Source organism: Trichococcus alkaliphilus (assembly GCF_003008695.1).
GTDB classification, from domain to species: domain Bacteria; phylum Bacillota; class Bacilli; order Lactobacillales; family Aerococcaceae; genus Trichococcus; species Trichococcus alkaliphilus.
Map to the genome: position 1 here is coordinate 54876 of NZ_PXZT01000013.1, position 23968 is coordinate 78843.

17 protein-coding genes, 1 tRNA gene and 1 pseudogene are annotated in these 23968 nt (G+C 44.6%); 17 read left to right on the plus strand and 2 right to left on the minus strand.

What is annotated here, in order from left to right:
- From gyrB to rpsR, 5 genes are all read left to right on the plus strand, one after another.
- Positions 1-1938, plus strand: coding sequence for a DNA topoisomerase (ATP-hydrolyzing) subunit B (gene gyrB / locus C7R73_RS10700; RefSeq protein WP_106450499.1), 1938 nt, complete (start codon positions 1-3; stop codon positions 1936-1938).
- A gap of 54 nt (positions 1939-1992) precedes the next feature.
- Positions 1993-4584 carry a DNA gyrase subunit A gene (gene gyrA / locus C7R73_RS10705; protein WP_239992627.1) on the plus strand — a complete coding sequence of 864 codons (2592 nt, stop codon included), beginning with the start codon at positions 1993-1995 and terminating at the stop codon, positions 4582-4584.
- Positions 4585-4799: 215 nt separating this feature from the next.
- Entirely contained in the window at positions 4800-5093 is a 294-nt protein-coding gene (gene rpsF, locus C7R73_RS10715) for a 30S ribosomal protein S6 (RefSeq protein WP_086628719.1), read from the plus strand.
- Between the two features lie 38 nt (positions 5094-5131).
- A complete protein-coding gene (gene ssb, locus C7R73_RS10720; protein ID WP_086628720.1) occupies positions 5132-5683 on the plus strand; it encodes a single-stranded DNA-binding protein in 552 nt (183 codons plus the stop codon).
- A gap of 43 nt (positions 5684-5726) precedes the next feature.
- On the plus strand, positions 5727-5969 hold the full coding sequence (gene rpsR / locus C7R73_RS10725; protein WP_068562133.1) for a 30S ribosomal protein S18: 243 nt from the start codon (positions 5727-5729) through the stop codon (positions 5967-5969).
- 610 nt (positions 5970-6579) lie between these two features.
- On the opposite strand, the gene C7R73_RS10735 is transcribed toward rpsR, so the two are convergent.
- Complete coding sequence (locus C7R73_RS10735; RefSeq protein ID WP_106450503.1) at positions 6580-6789, minus strand: hypothetical protein; 210 nt, start codon at positions 6787-6789, stop codon at positions 6580-6582.
- Positions 6790-8890: 2101 nt separating this feature from the next.
- Between C7R73_RS10735 and C7R73_RS10740 the strand changes: the two genes are divergently transcribed.
- From C7R73_RS10740 to C7R73_RS10765, 6 genes are all read left to right on the plus strand, one after another.
- Positions 8891-10909 (plus strand): DHH family phosphoesterase, encoded by a 2019-nt coding sequence (locus C7R73_RS10740; protein WP_106450504.1) that lies wholly within the window; start codon positions 8891-8893, stop codon positions 10907-10909.
- A 3-nt stretch (positions 10910-10912) separates the two neighbouring features.
- The gene (gene rplI, locus C7R73_RS10745) at positions 10913-11362 is read left to right on the plus strand and encodes a 50S ribosomal protein L9 (protein ID WP_106450505.1); all 450 of its coding nucleotides are present in this window, start codon (positions 10913-10915) and stop codon (positions 11360-11362) included.
- A gap of 302 nt (positions 11363-11664) precedes the next feature.
- Positions 11665-13032 (plus strand): replicative DNA helicase, encoded by a 1368-nt coding sequence (dnaB, locus tag C7R73_RS10750; RefSeq protein ID WP_106450506.1) that lies wholly within the window; start codon positions 11665-11667, stop codon positions 13030-13032.
- Positions 13033-13151: 119 nt separating this feature from the next.
- Complete coding sequence (locus C7R73_RS10755; protein ID WP_106450507.1) at positions 13152-14447, plus strand: adenylosuccinate synthase; 1296 nt, start codon at positions 13152-13154, stop codon at positions 14445-14447.
- A 134-nt stretch (positions 14448-14581) separates the two neighbouring features.
- Positions 14582-14654, plus strand: a tRNA-Lys gene (locus C7R73_RS10760).
- Between the two features lie 239 nt (positions 14655-14893).
- Positions 14894-16129 carry a Fic family protein gene (locus tag C7R73_RS10765; protein ID WP_106450508.1) on the plus strand — a complete coding sequence of 412 codons (1236 nt, stop codon included), beginning with the start codon at positions 14894-14896 and terminating at the stop codon, positions 16127-16129.
- A 102-nt stretch (positions 16130-16231) separates the two neighbouring features.
- Here C7R73_RS10765 and C7R73_RS10770 read toward each other — a convergent pair whose 3' ends face one another.
- Entirely contained in the window at positions 16232-17155 is a 924-nt protein-coding gene (locus tag C7R73_RS10770) for an AEC family transporter (RefSeq protein ID WP_106450509.1), read from the minus strand.
- Between the two features lie 243 nt (positions 17156-17398).
- On the opposite strand from C7R73_RS10770, the gene C7R73_RS10775 reads away from it, so the two are divergent.
- The 6 genes and pseudogenes from C7R73_RS10775 (at position 17399) to C7R73_RS10795 (ending at position 23819) form a co-directional block, all read left to right on the plus strand.
- Entirely contained in the window at positions 17399-20161 is a 2763-nt protein-coding gene (locus tag C7R73_RS10775; RefSeq protein WP_106450510.1) for a sigma-54-dependent transcriptional regulator, read from the plus strand.
- Between the two features lie 141 nt (positions 20162-20302).
- Positions 20303-20650, plus strand: a complete 348-nt coding sequence (locus tag C7R73_RS10780; RefSeq protein ID WP_239992624.1) for a PTS lactose/cellobiose transporter subunit IIA — start codon at positions 20303-20305, stop codon at positions 20648-20650.
- Entirely contained in the window at positions 20647-20955 is a 309-nt protein-coding gene (locus C7R73_RS10785; protein WP_106450511.1) for a PTS sugar transporter subunit IIB, read from the plus strand. The genes C7R73_RS10780 and C7R73_RS10785 overlap by 4 nt, the downstream gene beginning before the upstream one ends.
- Positions 20956-20971: 16 nt before the next feature.
- Positions 20972-22276: a PTS sugar transporter subunit IIC gene (locus C7R73_RS10790; RefSeq protein ID WP_106450512.1), complete on the plus strand. Its 1305-nt coding sequence runs from the start codon at positions 20972-20974 to the stop codon at positions 22274-22276.
- A 5-nt stretch (positions 22277-22281) separates the two neighbouring features.
- Positions 22282-22419: pseudogene (locus tag C7R73_RS13690) on the plus strand (family 1 glycosylhydrolase); the annotation flags it as partial.
- Between the two features lie 74 nt (positions 22420-22493).
- Entirely contained in the window at positions 22494-23819 is a 1326-nt protein-coding gene (locus C7R73_RS10795) for a prolyl oligopeptidase family serine peptidase (RefSeq protein WP_106450513.1), read from the plus strand.
- Positions 23820-23968 lie beyond the last annotated feature (149 nt).

Sequence of the window (23968 nt, forward strand, 5' to 3'; positions counted from 1 at the left end):
ATGGCAGAAAACGAAATGAACAAAGCTGAACGAGCAAAAGAATATGATGCCAGTCAGATCCAGGTCCTGGAAGGACTGGAAGCAGTCCGCAAACGTCCTGGGATGTACATCGGCTCCACCAGTGGCGCAGGTCTGCACCATTTGGTCTGGGAAATCGTGGATAATTCCATCGATGAAGCGCTAGCCGGCTTTGCGACGAAAATTGAAATAATAATCGAAAAAGACAATAGCATAACCGTAACCGATAATGGCCGTGGTATTCCAGTCGATATCCAAGCGACGACTGGCCGCCCCGCTGTAGAAACGGTCTTCACCGTTCTTCATGCAGGCGGAAAATTCGGCGGTGGGGGCTACAAAGTTTCAGGCGGTCTCCATGGTGTTGGCGCGTCTGTCGTGAATGCCTTGTCTTCTGAATTGACCGTAAATGTCTATAAAGACAATAAAATTTATACCCAAACGTTCGTACGCGGGGACATCACATCCGATTTGACCATCACGGGAGATACCGATAAGCATGGTACGGAGGTCCGTTTCCTGCCCGATCCGGAAATTTTCAAGGAAACGACTGTCTTTGAGTTTGAAAAACTGGCCGTACGTGTCAGGGAATTGGCTTTCTTGAACAAAGGATTGAACATTTCCATCACGGACAGACGTCCAGAAGAACCTGTGGAACAAGACTATTATTACGAAGGCGGAATCAAGAGTTACGTCGAGTTTCTGAACCGCAATAAAAAAGTCCTTTTCGAAGAGCCGATTTACATCGAAGGCGAACAGGATGATATCCAAGTTGAAGTAGCGATGCAATATACGGATGGCTATCATACAAACTTTCTGAGTTTCGCCAATAATATCCATACCTATGAAGGCGGAACCCATGAATCCGGTGCAAAGACCGCTTTGACCCGTGTCATCAATGACTATGCGAAACGCAATAAAATCATCAAGGAAAATGAAGAAAATCTGACTGGTGAAGATGTACGTGAGGGATTGACACTCGTTCTCTCCATCAAACATCCTGATCCGCAGTTCGAAGGACAAACAAAGACAAAATTGGGCAATTCCGAAGCGCGTACCATCACCGACCGACTTTTTTCAGCGTACTTTGATAAATTCCTGATGGAAAACCCGCAAGTCGCCCGTCAGATTGTCGAAAAAGGCATGTTGGCTGCACGTGCGCGTTTAGCAGCCAAAAGAGCCCGTGAAGTGACCCGCAAGAAGAGCGGATTGGAAATCAGCAATCTGCCCGGTAAACTGGCCGATTGCTCCAGCAAAAATCCAGCAGAATCAGAATTGTTCATCGTCGAAGGGGATTCAGCCGGAGGTTCGGCAAAACAAGGCCGCTCGCGTTTCTTTCAAGCAATCCTGCCGATCCGCGGTAAGATTCTGAACGTAGAAAAAGCATCCATCGACAAAATCCTTGCCAACGAAGAGATCCGTTCGCTGTTTACGGCGATGGGTACCGGCTTCGGCGGAGACTTCGATGTTGCCAAAGCGCGCTATCATAAATTGGTCATCATGACCGATGCCGATGTCGATGGTGCACACATCCGTACGTTGCTGTTGACTCTTTTCTATCGCTACATGCGTCCTTTGGTTGAAGCAGGATATGTGTATATCGCACAACCACCTTTGTATCAAGTGAAACAAGGCAAAAAAGAGAAGTATCTCGATACCGATCAGGAGCTGGAAGAGTACTTGGCATCCATCCCTGACTCTCCAAAACCAAGCATCCAACGCTATAAAGGGCTTGGAGAAATGGATGCAGAACAATTATGGGATACGACCATGAACCCTGAAAACCGTCACTTCCTGCAGGTGACCGTCGATGATGCCGTCAAAGCTGACGAAACATTGAATATGCTTATGGGGGATCATGTAGAACCAAGAAGGAACTTCATCGAAGAAAATGCGGTTTACGTGAAGAACTTGGATATCTAAAAGGGGGTTGGAAATTAAATGTCTGATGAAATTGAAAAAATAAATGATCAAGCCATGGAACAAAGGGAATTAAGTCATGAAATGGAAACTTCATTCCTGGAATATGCCATGAGCGTTATCGTAGCCAGGGCTTTGCCTGACGTCCGTGACGGACTCAAGCCGGTCCATCGCCGTATTCTGTACGGTATGAGCGAATTAGGCGTTACGCCTGATAAAGCACACAAAAAATCCGCACGTATCGTCGGGGACGTAATGGGTAAGTACCATCCCCACGGTGACAGTGCCATCTATGAATCCATGGTGCGTATGTCCCAGGATTTCAGTTACCGTTATCCGTTGGTCGATGGACACGGAAACTTCGGCTCCATCGATGGAGACAGCGCCGCAGCAATGCGTTACACCGAAGCGCGGATGTCAAAAATCGCCTTGGAAATGCTGCGCGACCTCAACAAAGATACAGTCGATTACCACGACAACTATGACGGTTCCGAAACTGAGCCTGATGTATTGCCGGCCCGCTTCCCTAACCTCTTGGTGAATGGTGCTTCCGGTATCGCCGTTGGGATGGCGACAAATATCCCGCCGCATAACCTGACGGAAGTCATTTCCGCCCTGCATATTCTGATGAATGATCCGGAGGCGACGACTGCCGATTTGATGGAGGCCGTTCCCGGCCCCGATTTCCCTACAGGCGGTATCGTCATGGGCAAATCAGGCATCAGAAAAGCCTATGAAACGGGCAAAGGCTCCATCATTGTCCGCGGACGTGTAGAAGTCGAAATCCTGAAAAACGGCAAAGAACGCATCATCATTTCCGAATTGCCTTACATGGTCAACAAAGCGAAATTGGTCGAACGGATTGCTGAATTGGCCCGCGACAAACGGATCGAAGGCATAACCGACTTGGCGGATGAGTCCGACCGCGACGGCATGCGTGTCGTCATCGATGTCCGCAAAGATGTCAGTGCCGGCGTCATTCTGAATAATCTGTACAAATTGACGCCGCTCCAATCCTCATTCGGCTTCAATATGTTGGCGATCGTAAAAGGCATTCCTAAAGTGTTGGGCCTCAAGCAGATTCTGGTCCATTACCTGGAACACCAAGAAGAAGTCATCCGCAGAAGAGCTGCATTCGACAAACGAAAAGCGGAAGCACGTGCGCATATCTTGGCCGGCTTGCGGATCGCATTGGATCACATCGATGAAATCGTAGCGATTCTGCGCGGTTCAACCAATGGCGATGCAGCCAAACAAATCTTCATCGACAAATACGGCCTTTCCGACAAACAAGCGCAAGCCATTTTGGATATGCGTCTGGTGCGTCTGACCGGTTTGGAAAGAGAAAAAGTTGAAGCGGAATATGATGCGTTGATGGCTTTGATTGCTGATTTGACTGATATTTTAGCGAATGAGCAGCGTGTCTTCGACATCATCTATACGGAATTACTTGAAATCCAAGAAAAATTCGGCGACAAACGCCGCACGGAACTTTTGGTCGGAGAAGTATTGTCGCTTGAGGATGAAGACTTGATCGAAGAGGAAGACATCGTCCTGACTTTAACTCATAACGGCTACATCAAACGTTTGCCGAACAGCGAATTCAGAGCCCAAAAACGCGGCGGACGCGGTGTCCAAGGCATGGGCATCCATGATGATGATTTCATCGAAACACTGATTTCGGCATCGACGCATGATGTGTTGTTGTACTTCTCGAACCAAGGGAAAGTATACAAAACAAAAGGCTATGAAGTGCCTGAATACGGCCGCCAGGCAAAAGGTTTGCCGATCATCAACTTGCTGAACTTGGATGCCAACGAAAAAATCCAAGCCATCATCAACGTCAAAGGCGGCCCGCAAGACGGGGATTACTTGTTCTTCACGACGCGGATGGGTACCGTCAAACGGACATCCGCTACGGAATTCCAAAATATCCGTCAAAGCGGTCTGCGCGCAATCAACCTGAAGGATGAGGATGAGCTGATCAAAGTATCCTTGACTGACGGCAACCAGAACATCATCATCGGAACGCACTTCGGCTACTCCGTAAGCTTTGATGAAAAGGACGTCCGTGATATGGGTAGGACCGCTACCGGTGTCCGAGGCGTGAAATTAAGAGGAGATGACTACGTTGTCGGCATGGATGTGCTCAAACACGAGTCGGAAGTTCTGATCATTACTGAAAATGGTTACGGCAAACGTACGGCAGCCGATGAGTATGCCATCAAAGGACGCGGCGGCAAAGGGGTCAAAACAGCCAACATCACTGAGAAAAACGGTAAATTGGTAGGCTTGACGACTGTCTCCGGCGATGAAGACATCATGATCATCACAGACAAAGGCGTCATGATCCGTTTCCATGCAGATGCCATTTCCCAAACAGGCCGTGCCACTCTGGGCGTACGCTTAATCAAGCTTGATGGCGAAGCTATTGTATCGACAATGGCAAAAGTTGAGCGCGAGGAGGATGAAGAAGCTGTCGCACCTCTGAATGAAGAAGTGGGCTCAGAAGGCGAAAACAGCACCTTAGAAGCAGCTGATGCTACCGAACAGGCAAATACGCCAGATACAGCAGAAACATCCGAAATAGCCGATAAATTGAGCGATTTCGCAGATGAACTGTTGGATGAAGAAGATTCGGAAGAATAAAACTTCGATACCAAAGCTAATAGCGCAAAAACAGAGGAAACCGTCCCAGGACAGTTTCCTCTGTTTTTTTTCGCCCTCTTTCAAGGCGGTTGAAAAAAAGGCTTGCCATAAAAAATGGAATATGGTACAATCTTTAGATGTGAGTAATCCTGAAAAGGTACTCTCCTTGCTCTTACATAAGTAAGGGCCAAAGTCCACAAGGAGGTGACAGTCAAATGAGCAATTACGAAATCAACTACATTATCCGTCCTAACATCGAAGAAGAAGCTAAAGCAGAATTGATCGCACGTTTCGATTCTATTTTAACTGATAATGGCGCTGAAGTTATTGAATCAAAAGACTGGGCGAAACGCCGTTTAGCTTATGAAATCAAAGATTTTCGTGAAGGTATCTACCATATCGTGAAAATTTCTGCTTCAGATGCTAAAGCAATCGACGAATTCGACCGTCTAGCAAAGATCAATAGCGATATCATTCGCCACATCGTTGTTAAAGTAGAAACTAAGTAAAGTGTTCCACGTGAAACATTTTGAAAGGAGTAAGATGAATGATTAATAATGTTGTCTTAGTCGGCAGACTTACAAAAGATGTTGATTTACGCTATACATCCAGCGGCACAGCAGTCGGAACCTTCGCTCTTGCAGTAAACAGACAGTTTACTAACCAAGCAGGAGAAAGAGAAGCTGACTTCATCAATTGTGTCATTTGGAGAAAATCTGCAGAGAATTTCGCGAATTTCACTCGCAAAGGCTCTTTAGTCGGTATCACTGGCCGAATCCAAACAAGGAATTATGATAATCAACAAGGACAGCGCGTATACGTGACTGAAGTCGTTGCAGATAATTTCACATTGTTGGAATCGAAAACAACTACCGAACAAAGACCGAGAGAGACTGGCGCAGCTTCTTCAAATCAAGCAGCTCCGAGTGCAAACTTCGGATCAAGCAAATCTTTTGAATCTAACCAAAACCAAGGACAGTATAATAATCAATACTCTTCTCCGAAACAAAACGGTTTTTCTGATTTTAACTCAACTGCTGATCCGTTTTCATCAAACGGAGAATCAATTGACATTTCAGATGATGATTTGCCGTTCTAGTCTTTAGGACAGAATGGTTAGTTTAGGAAAAGGAGGAATTGACATGGCATTTCAACGTAACAGCAGAGGCGGACGCAAACGTAAAAAAGTTTGTTATTTCTGTGCTAACCACATTGATCATGTAGATTACAAAGAGACTGATTTATTGAAACGTTATATATCTGAAAAAGGTAAAATTTTACCTCGTCGTGTAACAGGTACATGCGCTAAACATCAAAGAACTTTGACTGTATCTATCAAACGTTCTCGTATCATGGCTCTTATGCCATTTACATTAGCAGAATAATATTAAGGGAGTCGCTTCCAGGAGCGCTCCTTTTTTTGTACCCAAAAACAGGAACTGAACATGGACACGTGTTGCATCGGATCGGCTATCACGGGAACTCCCCTTTCCCCTCTTTCGGGTACAACTTTTTTTGGACACGCCCTATCTGTTTCTGTTGAACGATTAGTATGCTCAGGTGAAGCAAACTGTTTGCTTCATCGTTCCGAGTGTCTCCTCCTATGTCTCCTTTAGGTATCACTAAATCAGCTAAGGATAGACTATTTTTTTTATCAGGCTGAGAGCGGATCATTCCAATACATCGCTCAATACATGGGATACCCACTTTAAATGCCCTCCCCTACTCTTCACGCTAGCAGAAAGCTTCCTAGACATTTTTCCATAACCGGCTGGTTATTCTCCATCGGAGGCATAAGGCTAAGCACTAAAATGATTTGATCGGGTCATTTTACCCCTGTGAGAACGAATTAGCATTAGACTCAGGTAAATACTTCAAATAAGAATACAGGTGCTGTCAGAAGCTAAAATATAGCCGAATTGAATAAAGAAAAATCGCCAGCGCTTAAATGTTCCACGTGGAACATTTAAGCGCTGGTTTGATGCGAAATAATTTTCAGATCGGTCCTAATGAATCCTTCTTAGGGAGTATTGCTCCCAACAATTGAAAGCGGGATGCCCAAAAAAACAGCACCTGCTGATCTATGCCCTTGCCTGAAGCGTGTGCTTCAGGTATAAAGAAAACATTTCTGAAAGCAGAAAGAACTGAGTTGTTGGGGAATGCCCACAGCATACAATCCAGAAAAAATAAAATCTTCCAGTCCATCCATCACCCATCCTATGGTTATCCCGATCAGCAAATCGATACAATGATATAAGGCCTGCTGGTGGTGGATCGTAAAAATTAGTAAGAATGAATGAACCATAAAAATAGTGAATCGGCATCAAGGGAAATGCATAAGCCCGCTTCAACAAATCTAAAAGCGGAAGCAGATACCTGAGATAAGACAACAAAAAGCAGCGACAGACCTCCCCTATCATCGTAAACGCCATATAACAGACAGAGATATGTGAAGAAATCAGATTCTTTCCATTATATATTGTAGAGAATCTGAGGACTTAGCATCGGGAGCTATCAAACATCTTAGCCTAAAAGTTGCCTGTTTTGATACATACATAGCCGTAGAACTTATTAGTAGATGCAGATGATCAGGTTTCGGCCTGTAAAAAGTGTACACGCAAATCTACAGTAAGGACAGGTATCATATCTAAAGATAAAAATAGATTGAGACTAATCGAAACTACTCGAGTTAAGGGATACTTTTTCTACGAATTGAGTAATTTGTACCTTCTAAAAGACGAGAAAGAGGAAGTCTACTCACACCAGACCTTCCTTAGGATGATTGGGCGATTGCGATGCATCAAAATTTAAGTACCGTGCTGGAAGAGCAAAAGACTCTCTTTTGCATACTATATTAATGAGATGGTTTCATAGACGCATTTGATGTCACTGGAAAGGATCCGTAGGTTGTACACAGGCTGATTATATTTTTGTTCTTCAATTGTCCACAAAAGGATATGACGATGATCTCGAGACTAATATTACTTCAAAAATAGGATGTGGAAAACTATTTCCCGAAATTTATCCACAGAAGAATCCTACTAATACCAACTGGCTTCTGGTATGCATTTGCAAACGAGCGGGAATGACTAAATGCTGGATATACGGGTGACTTCTTCAATATTTAGCAATTTTCATTAAAATGATAGTAAATTCATCCAAAATAAAGGGCATCATTTCATTAATACACTAATCAAACAAATGTTCAGAAGAAAATGAAGAAATCGGCGTAATATCCCTGACTTATACACAGGATGTCCACAGGCATTCGACAGAGACAAAGGTGTCATAAATAGTATCAGAATAATAAGTTATCAACAAAGTCATTTTATGACAGAAATCCTACTGTACCAAGGCTAGAAAGTAGTATTTGATTTAGTTATACACAGGAGAACTACGAAAAATGTGCATAACTAAAAAGGTTGGGTATGGTTTGAGTTATCCACAAGAACAGGAGTTGCTACAGGAAAAGGAAACTGAGAAAAGATAGAGAGGATGAAAATCCATTTTCAAGCAAGAAAATGGATTCTGCAGATCATATGAAAAAAAAGGAGAACATCGTATAGCTAGATTATTCAAATTATTAGTGAAATAGTAATTGAAGTCACCAGAAAAATCGTTTTCCGTAAAAAAAGCTAATAGAAGTAATAAATTGAAAGAGAGCGAGTTTATGCCAAAAAATAGCAACAGTAGGAATCAAATCGAAAAAACAACATGATCGAACAAAAAAGTTCCACGTGGAACATCGGTTAAGAAATAAACGTACACAGGATTTGAAGAGAAATTTAAGAGGGTAATCAATAAATGTTTCACGTGGAACTATTGAAGATAGTAGAGGGAATCGCACCCAACTTATAACTATAATAATAATTACATTCGAATCGAAAATGGTAACTATTTTGAGAGATAGATTTTCACGGCGCTCAAATCCGTTAGTAGATAATTACCCATCCAAAATGCAGTTATGCTTTGAAAAAATATCCAGAAAAAATGCAGCATTATAATCCAATCTAGTCGATGGCGTAATGAAGACTGGACGGTAACGTTTGAACCATCGATCCTTGAGCATATATCATCACTGAGTAAATTTATACTTTTCAGTGCCTAAAACATAGCAACGATCCTTCTCGTTCAGAAAATCTGCTTTCCGAAATACGGACATTATCCAGAGGAAATGTTTCACGTGAAACATTCAATTTGATGTTGAGTTGTCAACTAATCCCGTCAGAAAGGGCATTATAGCTATTATTATCTGAATATGTTAAAATGTACGAGTGCAAAATGTAGGTTCAGTAAAGGAGCTATCATGAAAATAAAGGAAAAGTTAAAGAATCTTCCTCACTTCATAAAGGCTGACAAGATTAAGGTTCCTTTCCTGATTATCGTGTTCTTATTGCTGGTGATCGTTGTTTTGACTTTCATTGCAGATTGGAAAATCGGAATTGGAATTACGCTCTTATGCGTTGGGATTGTTGGATTCATCAGTTATTCTTCGGAGTATTTGATTGATGAGACAAATCAATACATATCTGACTTATCTTATCGAATCAAAAAAGGTGAACAAGAGGCTTTAATTAAAATGCCTATTGGGATACTTCTATATAATAAGCAAGAAGAAATCCAATGGATGAACCCATATTTAATAAAGTATTTTGGCAAGAAAGATACACTGGGCAGAAAGCTGAAAGTGGTGGATGAAGAATTATATCAGCTTTTTAAAGAATCACAGGATTATGTGATACGCCGTGTGAAATGGGGAGATCATTATTTTGATATGATCATTCAAGAGGATATTGGCGTCATTTATTTGATGGACATAACAGAATATGCCAAAATTGAAGAGAAGTACAAAGATGAAAAATTTGTTTTTGGGAATATCATTGTCGACAATTATGATGAGGCTGTTCAATCCATGAACGATCGTAAGCGATCGAATGTAAACAACTATCTGACGAATCAACTCACAAATTGGGCAAACATGAATAATGTCTTTCTGAAACGAGTGGATGATGACCGCTTTATAGCATTGACCAATATGCGAGCATTAAAGAAAATCGAAGAAAACAATTTTGATATCATAAATCAAATAAGGGAAAGAACCTACAAACAAAATTTTCCGTTGACATTGAGCATGGGTTTCTCATATGAAAAAACTTTTGAGCAAACCAATTTTAAAGAAGTCGCTAAAATGGCGCAGTCGAATATTGATTTAGCTTTGGCAAGAGGTGGCGATCAAGTTGTTGTGCGGGCCGAAAATGAAGATGCCCGTTTCTATGGCGGTAAAACTAACCCAATGGAAAAACGGACCCGTATCCGTGCGAGAATGATCAGCCAGGCTTTGGAAGAGCTTATTGTACATGCCGATAAGGTGATCATCATGGGGCATAGTTATCCGGATATGGACGTCATCGGTTCCTGTTTGGGAATCCGTCGCATTTCTCAGATGAACAATCGGGAAGCCTGGATAGTATTGGATCCGCAACAATTTTCCAATGACGTGAACCGGATCATGCAGGAGATAGACAAAGATCCTTTGATTGCGAAGCGGATCATTTCGCCTGAGCAAGCAATGGCATTGGTGACGCCGCAGACGCTTATCGTGATGGTTGATGTTCATCGCCCATCCATGACGCCGGCACCTGGGCTTTTGAATCTGTCCAAAAAAATCGTTGTTTTGGATCATCACAGACGCGGACAAGAGTTTCCGAAAGATTCTGTTTTGGTTTATATGGAACCTTATGCGTCCTCCACATCGGAATTGATCGCTGAATTGTTCGAATATCAATCCAATGAGATGGATGCCATCAATAAGATAGAAGCAACTGCTATGTTGGCGGGGATTATCGTCGATACCCGCAACTTCAGTTTGAGAACCGGATCAAGGACTTTTGATGCTGCCAGTTATCTGCAGTCTAATGGAGCCGATACCGTACTGATCCAGAAATCACTGAAAGAGGACTTGGATACTTATCTGTTGCGCAGTCATTTGTTGCAAACAATGGAATTTGTGGATGGTAACCTGGCGATCGTCCATGGAGAAGATGAAAAAATCTACGACACGGTCGTCGCTGCTCAAACAGCCGACACGATGTTGTCGATGGAAGCGGTAGATGCTTCATTTGTCGTCACAAAACGCCAAGACGGCAGAGTCGGAATCAGCGCCAGAAGTCTGGGTCAATACAATGTGCAGACAGTCATGGAAAAATTAGGCGGCGGCGGACATTTATCCAATGCAGCCACTCAGATTGAGAATACGACAGTCCATGAAGTCGTTGAGAAACTGAAAGCAGTCATAAATCCAGAAAAAATCAAGGAAGGGGAATAATAAATGAAAGTTGTTTTTTTAGAAGACGTTAAAGGTAAAGGTAAAAAAGGGGAAGTCAAAGATGTTGCGGATGGCTACGCTAATTTTTTGATCAAAAACCGCAAGGCTGAAGAAGCGAACGCCGGTACTATTTCCGCATTGAAAGGCCAAAAGAAAGCGGAAGAGAAGAAGCAGGCTGAAGAGTTGGCAGTTGCGCAAGAATTGAAGGCACTGTTGGAGAAAGATGAATCAATCATCAAATTGTCGGCAAAAATTGGCGAAGATGGACGTTTGTTTGGTTCCATTACAACGAAACAGGTTGCTGAAGCACTGCAAAAGCAACACAATGTTAAATTGGATAAAAGAAAAATTGAATTAGAAAATCCTATCCGCGCATTGGGTTTCACAAAAATGCCTGTTAAAATTCATCCGGAAGTGACAGCGATGTTGACTGTCCAAGTGACGGAAGGGTAATAATTTTCCAAATACAAACGAAAGACAGGGATAACCGATCTCTGTCTTTTCGTTTGTTTATAAGCCTCACTGAGGCTGCTGGGCTGAAACAGAAGATCATCATATATTATAGTAGAAAAATATCCGATAGTCCCGCTAAGGCGGCCTGAACCAAACTGACTTTTGATCAAAAAAGAACAAGTGTTCGTAATCCTGAATTGTAAATGTGACTTATTTAGAGTACAATAAGAGAGCGAAAGATGGGGAAGCTAGCAGTCGAATCCTTATCGAAATGAATAAAACCTAAAGGGTGAAAATATAAAATGGAAGATACACTTCAAGATCGCATACCCCCTCATAGTATAGAAGCAGAGCAATCCGTTCTGGGCTCCATTTTTTTGGATCCTGAAACGGTTGTGAATGTTTTAGAATACCTTGAATCATCTGATTTTTACAGAAAAAATCATCAGATTATTTTTGATGCGATTTTGCAATTGAACAATCGGAATGAAGCGATAGACGTCGTCACCATCTCGAATGAGTTGGATACGAAGAATCAGCTTGAAAATGCTGGAGGCATGGAGTACTTGGCCGAATTGGCAGTTGCGGTACCCACTTCAGCCAACGTGGAATATTACGCCAAGATAGTGGAAGAGAAATCGATCTTGCGCAATCTGATCCGATCGGCTACAGAAATCGTCCGCAAAGGCTATGAAGAGGGTGATGAGCTCGCCGTCATGCTGGACAGCGCCGAACAGAACATCCTTCAGGTATCCGAACGGAGAAACCGATCCGGCTTCATTCGCATATCGGATGTCGTTTCGGCATCGCTGCAGAACATCGAATCGTTGGCTCAACGAAGCGACGACGTGACAGGGGTGCCAACAGGCTACATCGCCTTGGACAAAATGACAGCGGGTCTCCAGAAAGAAGAGCTGATCATCTTGGCAGCGCGTCCGGCCGTAGGTAAGACCGCTTTTGCGCTGAACATCGCGCAGAATGTCGCAACCAAAGCCGATCAGGTAGTCGCCATCTTCAGTTTGGAGATGGGGGCGGAGTCATTGGTCAACCGGATGCTATGTGCGGAAGGGAACATCGATGCCGGTCACTTGCGGACAGGGCAGCTTTCTGAAGATGAGTGGTCCAACCTGATCATGGCGATGGGGACGCTTGGCCAGTCAAAAATCTTCATAGATGATACGCCGGGGATCCGGATTGCGGAAATCAGGGCAAAAAGCCGTCGGTTGCTGCAGGAACAGGGGAAACTGGGTCTCATCGTGATTGACTACCTGCAGCTGATTGAAGGGAATAACCGCGAAAGCCGCCAACAGGAAGTTTCTGATATTTCGCGTCAATTGAAGAAATTGGCGAAGGAACTGAAAGTACCGGTCATCGCCCTTTCCCAATTGTCCCGTGGCGTGGAACAGAGGCAAGACAAACGTCCCGTATTGAGCGATATCCGTGAATCGGGATCGATCGAGCAGGATGCCGATATCGTTGCTTTCCTGTACCGCGACGATTATTACGAACGTGAAGGCGGCGATGATTCGGAACGGGATGAGCAGGAGAACAATGTCGTTGAGGTCATCATCGAAAAAAACCGGAGCGGGGCGCGGGGAACTGTAAAGCTCCTGTTCAAAAAGGAATTCAACAAATTTTCTTCGATGAGCTATATGCCGGAAATTAGTTGATGATATTGGACAAATTGTTCAGAAATGAGCGCTTTTATTTGATTCTTTATTGAAAGACATAGGTAATATTGGTAAACTAGCATAGTGTTATGAATAAATAAGATGAGGTGGAGTAAATAATGACTTCAGTAGTAGTTGTTGGGACTCAATGGGGAGACGAAGGTAAAGGGAAGATTACAGATTTCCTTAGTGAGAATGCAGAAGTAATCGCTAGATATCAAGGCGGAGACAATGCTGGCCACACAATCCAGTTTGATGGCGTTACATACAAATTGCACTTAATTCCATCCGGCATTTTTTATCCAGAAAAAATCAGTGTGATCGGAAACGGCGTAGTCGTGAATCCGAAATCATTGATCAAAGAATTGGCATATTTGAAAGATCACGGCATCAACACGGATAACCTGCGTATTTCCGACCGTGCCCACGTCATTTTGCCTTATCATATTCAATTGGATCAGCTTCAGGAAGATTCAAAAGGCGAAAACAAAATCGGTACGACCATCAAAGGTATCGGGCCAGCTTACATGGATAAAGCAGCGCGTGTCGGTATCCGAGTAGCTGATTTGTTGGACAAAGAGATCTTTGAAGAGCGCCTGAAGATCAACTTGGAAGAAAAGAACCGTCAATTCACAAAAATGTTCGATTCTGTAGAAATCAAATTCGAAGATATTTTTGAAGAATATTACCAATATGGTCAAGAACTTAAAAAATATGTAACCGACACATCCGTTATCCTGAACGATGTATTGGATGCAGGCAAACGCGTTCTATTTGAAGGCGCTCAAGGGGTTATGCTGGATATCGACCAAGGTACGTATCCATTCGTTACTTCTTCCAACCCGGTTGCTGGTGGTGTAACCATCGGTAGCGGTGTCGGCCCTACCAAAATCGACAAAGTTGTCGGTGTTTGCAAGGCTTACACTTCCCGTGTCGGCGATGGCCCGTTCCCTACTGAATTGTTTGACGAAGTCGGAAGCCAGATCCGCGAAGTCGGCCGTGAATACGGTACAACCACAGGTAGACCGCGCCGTATCGGCTGGTTTGACGCAGTTGTTATGCGTCATTCAAAACGCGTTTCAGGCATCACAAATCTGTGCTTGAACTCAATCGATGTTTTGAGTGGCTTGGAAACAGTGAAAATCTGTACTGCCTACAAAAATGCTGAAGGTGAATTGATTTACCATTATCCAGCAAGCTTGAAAGAATTGGCTCAATGCACGCCTGTCTATGAAGAGTTGCCAGGCTGGAGCGAAGACATCACTGGTTGCCGCACATTGGAAGAACTTCCTGAAAATGCACGCAACTATGTCCGTCGCGTTCAAGAAACAGTTGGCGTTCGCATCTCGACTTTCTCTGTGGGACCTGACCGCAACCAAACGAACGTATTGGAAAACGTTTGGGCAAGCATCTAAGACAGTAATCAATACAATAAAGCGTCTGCTTCCGGAGATACTATCCGGAAGTGGACGCTTTTTTTCGTGAAGTTGTTGCATTTTATTGAAAAGGAGAGTAAAATAACATTTGTTACGTGATCAGCACGTGATAGGGGTAATTAGCTCAGTTGGTAGAGCAGCTGACTCTTAATCAGCGGGTCGGGGGTTCAAACCCCTCATTACCCATTTTGATTTATCGGATAAGCTTTAAAAGTATTGATGGATATTCCTCATGCTTTTAAGGCTTTTTTATTTTGTCTTGAATACCAGAAAATAAAAAATGACGCTTTTTTGAAATAGGCTGTAGAAAGATGCGGTTAAAATGAAAAAACGGCCTTTTTTTAATTAATTAGGAGTAAAAAATTGACCTATTTTGAAAAAATGGTACTATTTATTAAATAGAAGCATGAGAGGGAGTATATTTTATGAAAAAATACAAGCCTTTAAGTGTCATCCGGTATGGCAGCATTGACGAATATGAAAAAGAATACCAAATGAGGATATCCAGCCACAGTACGTATCATACGAATTTAGAAATTCATCCCATAGAGAGAGGAATACGGCTATCACCTACTTATAGTCTGTTTGTGGTGAACAATAATGAGCTGACCATGTTGCAGGAATACATAATGGATAATGCGAACACCATAAACAAGTTATCGGATCGGCTCCCTGAGGTTGCGAAAAAACAATTTTATAATAAAGTATTGACGGATGAAATTATGAGTACTAATGAAATGGAAGGGGTAAGAAGCACACGGAAAGAGGTAGGGGATGCCATCAAGGTGGTTACTCTAAACAAAAAAGAAAATAGTCGCTTCAAAGGGATCGTGAAACTATACTATTCTTTGTATTACGAAGACTTACACCCCATAGATGATGTGAAAGAAATCAGAGAGATTTATGATACCTTGGTTTCTGAAGAAATTGAAGAAAAAGATAAGCTCGATGGTGAATTATTCAGGGCGGAAGGTGTGGAAGTACATGGAAATAGGGGAGTCGTTCACGTAGGAAATCATACGGAAGACACTATAATAACGGATTTGAGTAAGTTCATTTCCTTCATAAATGCAAAAGACATTCCGTTCTTGATTAAAATCATGTTATCCCACTACTTTTTTGAATATATTCACCCGTTCTATGACGGCAACGGACGGACAGGCCGATATATCACTTGCAGATATTTAGCCCAAAAATTAGATCCACTGACGGCCATCAGCTTTTCCCATATGATCAGCGATACCAAAAATAAGTACTATGATGCCTTTTCTATTACATCAAATAAACATAACATGGGGGAAGGGACGATGTTTGTCTATCACATGTTAAAGATAGTGTATGAAGGACAATTGAAATTACTCGAGGAACTGAACAACAGCAGTGATTTGTTGGAAAATTCATGGGATATGATAAGTAAATTTGATTTTGAGAATGAACTGGACACCAGTATTTTATATATTTTGTGCCAGTCATGGATATTCAAAACAGAATTGATGGATAAGGAATTTGAGCTTCACGTTAAGAACACCAGGTATAAAGTGAATCAGTCATTGGATAGATTAAGTGTGGGTGGTTACATCGAACAAACTTCTAAGCGTCCATCCGCACATATTATTTCTGATGCGTTAGCTCAAAAAATCATGGCCCATCAAACGCGGTGAATGATTGCGTGATATTCTATTAGTCGCACCCGCATATATATATTAAAAAATCCTTGGAACATTGAAGTAATTTTCTTCACTGTTTCCAAGGATTTTTTTGCTTTATAAGAAGTACAGGATGACAAAGAGGGGCATGGTCACGATGCATACCAGCGTGGTCATGATATTGATTGCTCCTGCATACTCCGCATCTTTGTTATGCACTTGGGCGAATTGCGTAACGGTGGATGCCGCGGGGGTTACAGTCGCTAAGAAGGTGATCAGCAATATTTCCACGCCGTTATCAACTAAACTGCCGGCATTGCTGAGCTTCAGCAACAGCAGAATGATGGCGGGGCAAAGGATCATTCTATAAAAAGTGATCACATAAACTTTTTTGCTTGTGAATATCTGTTTCATGTCCATTCCTGCAACGATCATGCCTGTGATCAGCATGCCGAACGGTCCGATCATAGTGCCGATTGAACCCAATGTTTCATTGAGCATGGCCGGCAGTCTGATCCCTGAGACCATGGAAAGGATCCCCAAAAAAATGGCGATCATATTTATGTTCAAAATGATTTCTCGTAGGTTGGGTTTCTTTTCTTTTGAGAACATCAATTTGCAATGCGTCCACAGAAAAATCAATTGCACGGACACAAATGCGGTGGAATAGATGACCCATTCAGGCCCCAAAACGGTTGTTACGATGGGGATGATCAAATTGCCCGCATTCGAATAGATGATTGAGGCAATGTCTATTTCCTCAAAATGGAACAGCCTGCCTGAGACGTGTCCGATTATGAGCAGCAGGATATGGATGACTATAGCCGCAACAAATGCCAGCATCAAGCCTTCCCGGATTTCCTGCTTGAAGTCGACCTGAAAGGCGCTGAGTATGACTGCAGGCATAATCAGATAGAGGGATATTTTGGATAAGACAACACTTTCCTCTGATTTCACAACTTTCAGCTTGACCATTAAGAAGCCCAAAATCATGATGAGAAACAGTTGAACAATTTTACGCACTAACAATAAACTGATCATTTGTGGCCTCCCTTAGGTATCAATCGGTCGTTGTTTTGCATAAAGCCTATTATATATCATCTTATCGCCAGCTACTAGTTTACTTGGAAATCATGTAAAGCAAGAACCGTGTTGTTTGTTTTTAAATTTATTAAGAAGGCACTACGAATAATAACAATAATCTAATATTTTTATATTCTTACATGAAGAAAGTATGGTACGATTGTCATTAGAATGTAAACGTTTGCCGAGGGGTGATGATTTTTGCAGAGGATTGAAAAAGTGCTTGAGGCATTGGGCATGCTTTACGAGGAGAAGAAGCAAGGCATAACGGCCGAGGAAATCGCCTATAGATTGAAAAGCGACAGAAGCAATATTTCGCGTGATCTGAATCAGCTGTATAAAGAAAAACGCTGCTACAAAGAAAAAACAAGACCGGTACGTTTTTTCCCGTGCGCACGCAAGGTGCCTCAACAGGTTGTGGCACCGAAGGAAATGCCTAAAATCGTGGACATGGATAATTTCCTGAAGAAGAATCCCAGTCTTTTCCATCAGATCGAGCAAGGTAAGGCTGCCATCCTGTATCCAGGGGACGGGATGCACATGCTTGTGTTGGGCGAGACCGGCGTCGGCAAGTCGTTGTTTGCCGATTTGCTGCACAAATACGGCATCCAATCGGGGAAACTGGCGGAATCTTCCCCTTTCATCCAGTTCAATTGCGCCGATTATGCCCATAATCCGCAGCTGTTGATGAGCCAGCTTTTTGGTCATGCAAAAGGGGCTTATACAGGGGCGGAAACAAATAAGATAGGGCTTCTCGAGAAGGCGAACGGTGGCATCCTTTTTCTGGATGAAATCCATCGGTTGCCGATCGAAGGGCAGGAGATGCTGTTCACCTACATCGACCGCGGTGTTTTCCGGCCGCTCGGCGAATCCGAAAAGGATCACCATGCCAATGTCCTGATCATCGGAGCGACGACCGAAAAAAAGGACACGCTTCTGAAGACGTTCATCCGCAGGCTGCCGATCATCATCGATCTGCCGAGTTTGAGGGAAAGGTCGATCGAGGAACGCCATCAGCTGTTCGATGCGTTCGTTCAGCAGGAAGTCGATCAATTGGGAGTGCCGATGTATTTCAGCAAGAATGCGCTGAAAGCTTTTCTGCATTACAAATGCGAAATGAACATCGGGCAATTCAAAGCGGATATCCGGATCGCTTTCGCGAAAAGCTATGCCCGTTTCTTGGCAGTCAAAGAGAATTTTCTGAAAGTCAGCAGCAAAGATCTGCCGGATTATATCCGGGCGGGTCTGCTCAGCAATGCGGACCACCGTCAGATGTGGTCAAAATACGAGGGGACGAACCGACAGGCAATCCAATATCTGCCCTCCAACGCTACCGTTACGGAAGTCAGCGTGCCGAGCGAAAGCACCATCTACCGGGAAATGAACACACGCTATCGGGAATTGGAGCAGAAAAAAGCCAGCGCGGAAGAGATCCAAAAAGCGATGGAGCACGATCTGAAAACCTATTTTAAATTGACCGGAGAAAAGGAACAACTTTTTTGCAACAAAGAAAACCTGATTGCGCTTGTGCCGGAGAACATCATCAAGGAATTGGAAAAAATCCTCCGCCACGTCACGATCAAGACCGGCAAGGTGATGAGCGACAAGGTGTTCCAGATGATGGCGATCCATATCTACAACCTTGTGAAGCGAAGCCAACAGGATCATGTGCTGAAGAACGACATGCATGAAGCGATCATCGACAAGTATCCTGAGATGTACGGCGTCGCGAAGGAGTGCATGACGATTTTGGAAGCGGATCTGGGCATCCATATCCCTGAAGAAGAGGCGAGTTACTTCATCATGTTCCTGACGCACGATGAAATGGATGCGATCGAAAGATTGGCGAAAGTGCAGGTCATCGTGATCGCGCACGGATCGGGGATTGCGTCGGCGCTTTGCGACACGGCCAACCAACTCCTGAACCACGAGGGGGCCATCGGAATCAATGCGCGCTTGGATGAAGAGCCCCAGCAAGTGTTCGAAAGGCTGGTCCGCTACATCAAAAACCATCAGATCACGGATGATATCCTACTGCTGGTGGACATGGGCAGCCTGACGACTTTTGCGGGGGAATTGGAGAAACTGTTCCCTCTGAAGGCCGAGTCCATCCCATTGGTGAGCACGATGCACGTCCTCGAAGCAAGCAGAAAAGCGATGATCGGCTGCAGTCTGCGTGAAGTCTACTTCGAAACACTGAAAGTGAACGACTATATGAGCATCTATCAGGACAGGAAAGCAGTGGAGCAGGTGCAACAGCCCAAAGTGCGGCCACAAGCCAGCGATTCGTTCCACTTCAGGCCGTTGGCGATCATTTCGATCTGCCTGACCGGCGAGGGGACGGCCGTAACGATCCGTGACATCATCCGCAAGGAGCTTACCTTCGACGAGAAGGCGATCACGATCGTACCGATCAATCTGGTCGGCAAGGAGAGCATCTATGCACGCCTGCAGGAATTGACGAAGGAATACGAAATCATCTGTGTCATCAGCACTTTCGCGATCAAAACGGAGTTTCCGACTTTCGAGCTGTACACGGTCATGAACCGGGCGGGACTGCAGCGCATCCAGGACTGCATCGACGAAATCGATACCTATCGATCGATAAAGGAAACGATCCTGAAGTATTACGACATGCCTGAAATAGAGGAGCTGCTGTCCAGTATTTATCGCTTCAACGATGAAGTGAACGAAATGATGAGCCCTTCCCTGTTCGTGAGCGATAAGATCGGCCTGTCTTTCCATATCATCGGCATGCTGCGGAAAATCAAGCGCAAGGAACAGATTCCGCATTTTGAAAAAGGCATGGTTTCCTTTCCTCAGGACAAATATATCGTGCCGAAAATCAAGAATCTTTTCGTTGATTATTTTCGGGAACATCTAGAAACAATCAACGAAGACATGTTGAACCATGTCGCCTATGCTTATCTGGCCCGAAGTGTGTCCTATATAGCGAATGGCTGACACACAACAGCATAACTTCAAAAAATCTGTGTCGTTTTGGCGACACAGATTTTTTTGTTGCGCGCTGCGGCGCGTTTCATGTGTGTTGGCACGATTTTTGCATATCTATAAATGAAAGGATAAAGGACAGGAGGGATTCATTTGGAAGACGAGGAGAAAATCATCATGCAACTGATCATCCATGGGGGAGATGCCCGCGCGTACAGCATGAAGGCCATCCAGGCTGCCGAAAAAGGCGAGTTCATGGAAGCCGACAAACTGATGGGGGAGGCAAGGACTTCCTTGAACAAGGCGCATGATCTGCAGACTACGATCATCCAAGAAGAAATCAGAGGCAAACCGACCAACACTACGCTTCTGATGGTCCACGCACAGGATCATGTGATGAATGCCATGACCGTCAGGGATCTGGCACAGCACCTGATCCAATTGAGGGAAGAAGTCCATACGTTCCATACACAAAAAGTGAGCCAGGAGGAGATTGCATGACACTATCGATTATGTTGGCCTGTGCGGGAGGTTTCTCGACCAGCATGTTGGTCGAACGGATGAAGGATGCGGCAAAAGAAAGAGGGATGGAGGTCACTATCGATGCCACGGCGGAAGGGAAAGTGGATAAGCTGATCCAGCATATCGATATTCTCCTGCTGGGCCCGCAAGTCGGTTATATGGAAGAGAGCTTCAAAAAGAAATACAGTGGCCATCCGGTCGTAATCGCAACGATTCCTTCAATGGATTATGGCATGATGAACGGCAAAAAAGTATTGGCGGATGCTTTGAATTTATTAAATTAATAGGGGGCTGAAAAGAATGGCTGATTTTTCAAATGTGCAAATGAGTTTACAACGTGGTGCGGGTGCGATCCAAAACAACAAATATATCAGTGCCATCACGAATGGTCTGATGTCAGCAATGCCGATCACGATTGTGGGTGCCTTGGGGAGTCTGGTGAACAGTTTCCCAGTTCAGGGGTATCAGGATTTTTTGGTCAACACCGGATTGAAAACGATTACGGTCATTCCTTCCGAAATCACCACGAACCTTTTGGCCATCTATGTTGTTTACTTGATCGCGGCCAAGTTTGCGGAGTCCTATGACATCGACGGGACGCCGGCAGGGATCCTTGCCTTGATGAGCTTTTTGATCGTTACACCCTTCAATTACACAGAAACAAACACATTAGCCTCGCTGCCCGCTACATGGATGGGCGCACCGGGACTGTTTACAGCATTTCTTGTCGCGTTATTGTCCGCGAAAGTTTATACCATTTTTAAAATTAAAGGTTGGGTCATCAAGATGCCTGATGGCGTACCGCCGACAGTATCCAAATCATTCTCCGGTTTGGTGCCTGGTCTGGTCCTTGCCGTCCTCGCAATGGTCATCCGCTATGTGATGACGTTGACTGCTTTTGGTGATATCCACTCGTTCATCTTTTCAGTAGTGGCTGCACCATTGACCAAACTGGGCGGAAGCTTCACCGCACTGTTGGTCGCGATGTTCGCTGCACAAATCTTGTGGTTGGTCGGTGTGCACGGCGCGATGGTCGTCTACAGTGTATTCATGCCGATCTGGACACCGCTGGGTACCGAAAACTTGGCAGCGTATAACGCTGGTCTGGAAATCCCGAATATCGTTTCCGGAAGCATGTTCGGGATGGTCGTATTCATGGGTTCAGGCGCTACCTTAGGTTTGGCGATGGCGATGCTGCGGGCAAAATCGGAGCAATACCGTGTTCTCGGCAAATTGAGTTTGATACCGAACATCTGCGGCATCAATGAACCGATCATCTTCGGGATGCCGATCATCATGAACTTCACTTTGGCTATCCCATTCATCCTGGTGCCTTTGATCATCGCCGTTACCTCTTATCTGGGCATGCTGACAGGCATCCTGCCTTACCTGCCGGGTATCGCGGTACCGCTGGGTGTTCCGGTCATCATCAACGGATTGATGGCAGGCGGCTGGAGATGGGCTATCTATCAAGCACTTATGATCGCTGTGAGCTATTTCGTCTATCTGCCTTTCTTCAAGGTCATGGATAAAGCCGCTTATAAGCAAGAAGTGGAAGCGCAGCAGCAAGCGGAAGCAACTGAATTGGACAATGCATTAGTTTAATATATGGCAAAATGTCCAAACGCTACGGCTTCATCTACGTCGAGCAGGATGATGAAGGCAAAGGCAGCCTGAAACGCAGCAAAAAAGATTCGTTCCACTGGCATAAGAAGGTCATCGCTTCAAACGGGGCCGATCTGGACTGAATGTCCGGAACGAACGCACTATTTTCTGTAAGTCTTCAATGAAAAAACATAAATAGACCGGGAGGAAAGAGAATATGATGGGTAGAGTAAAGAGAATGGCTAGAGTAACGGCATTGAGCGCAGTGGTTTTGGGAGGATTGTTCGCAACGGCTGATCAGGTTTCAGCCAAAGAGTTGAAGACACAGCCTTCGTCCTATGAAACGGTCATCGAAGTGAAGGATTGGGGCGCAACCGTGACGAAGATCATCGTGGACTTGGGCAGACCGGTTCCGCAAGGCTCCGTGACGACTGATACGTTCAGCGTCAATGTCTCAAGAAGCGACAGCCGTTTGACTCCGTCTTTGCTGGGGGCGGGCATCGTGAATGTCACTAACGCATACGTGGCCGACAAAGACGGCAATGCGGCCGTACAGACAGGCCAATATGCGGTGCTGGAAATGGAATACGGTCCGACTTTGGCCTTGAGCTCTGCTTTGAACTATCAAGTCGCTACCGGTCGCAATGATTGGACGACGAACGCCTACACCATCACGCAGCAGACGGCGATCGAAACGCCGGCTGGCTCCGTATCCGGTCTGGTCGTCACCGAATTTGCCGGAACAACTAAGGAAATCATCGAAGACTTCGAAACCGGCGCATCGACCTTTAATGATGTTACCTTGACTTACGCTGATTACAGCCCAGCTCAGGACAACCAGGAAAATCCATTGATCATCTGGCTTCATGGGGGCGGTGAAGGCGGAACGGATCCGACGATTCCTTTAGCTGCCAACAAAGCGACTGCCTTGGCTACGGATGAGATCCAGTCTTACTTTGATGGGGCTTACGTCTTGGCTCCGCAGACTCCCACCTATTGGATGGACGGTATCGGCGGAAGAGCAGATGGTTCTTCCAAATACGAAGATGCTTTGATGGCGCTGATTGAAGAGTACGTCGCCAATAATCCGGATGTCGATACGGATCGGATCTACATCGGCGGACCGTCAAACGGCGGCTACATGACGATGCTGATGGTGCGGGATAATCCTGGCTACTTCGCTGCCGCATTCCCAGTCTGCGAAGGCTTGAATGATTCGCTGATTGAGGATGCGGACATCGAGAATCTGGCGCAGACTCCAATCTGGTTCACTGCCGCTGCAAACGACATGGTGCTGCCTCCAGTAATCAATACGCTGCCTACCTATGACCGCTTGGTGGCTACTGGTGCAGATGTGTACTTAACCTTGTTTGATAATGTCGTGGACACTTCCGGTCTCTACACGAATGCGGACGGTACGCCTTACCAATACAATGGGCACTTCTCTTGGGTGTATGTCCACAACAATGAAGTAACGACAGAGATTAACGGAGAAACGATCACTTTGATGCAATGGTTGTCCGAGCAGTCCTTGAACGACTGATCTGCTTGCCGCAACCATGATAAAATGAACAGCCTCCGGAAGACCGCAACATGCGGATTTTCCGGAGGCTGTTTTTGTGTCGTTCCGATGAGGCAATTAGTTTTTATCAAAAAGTACAAAAATATCGGGACGTTTGTTGTATGATGGTA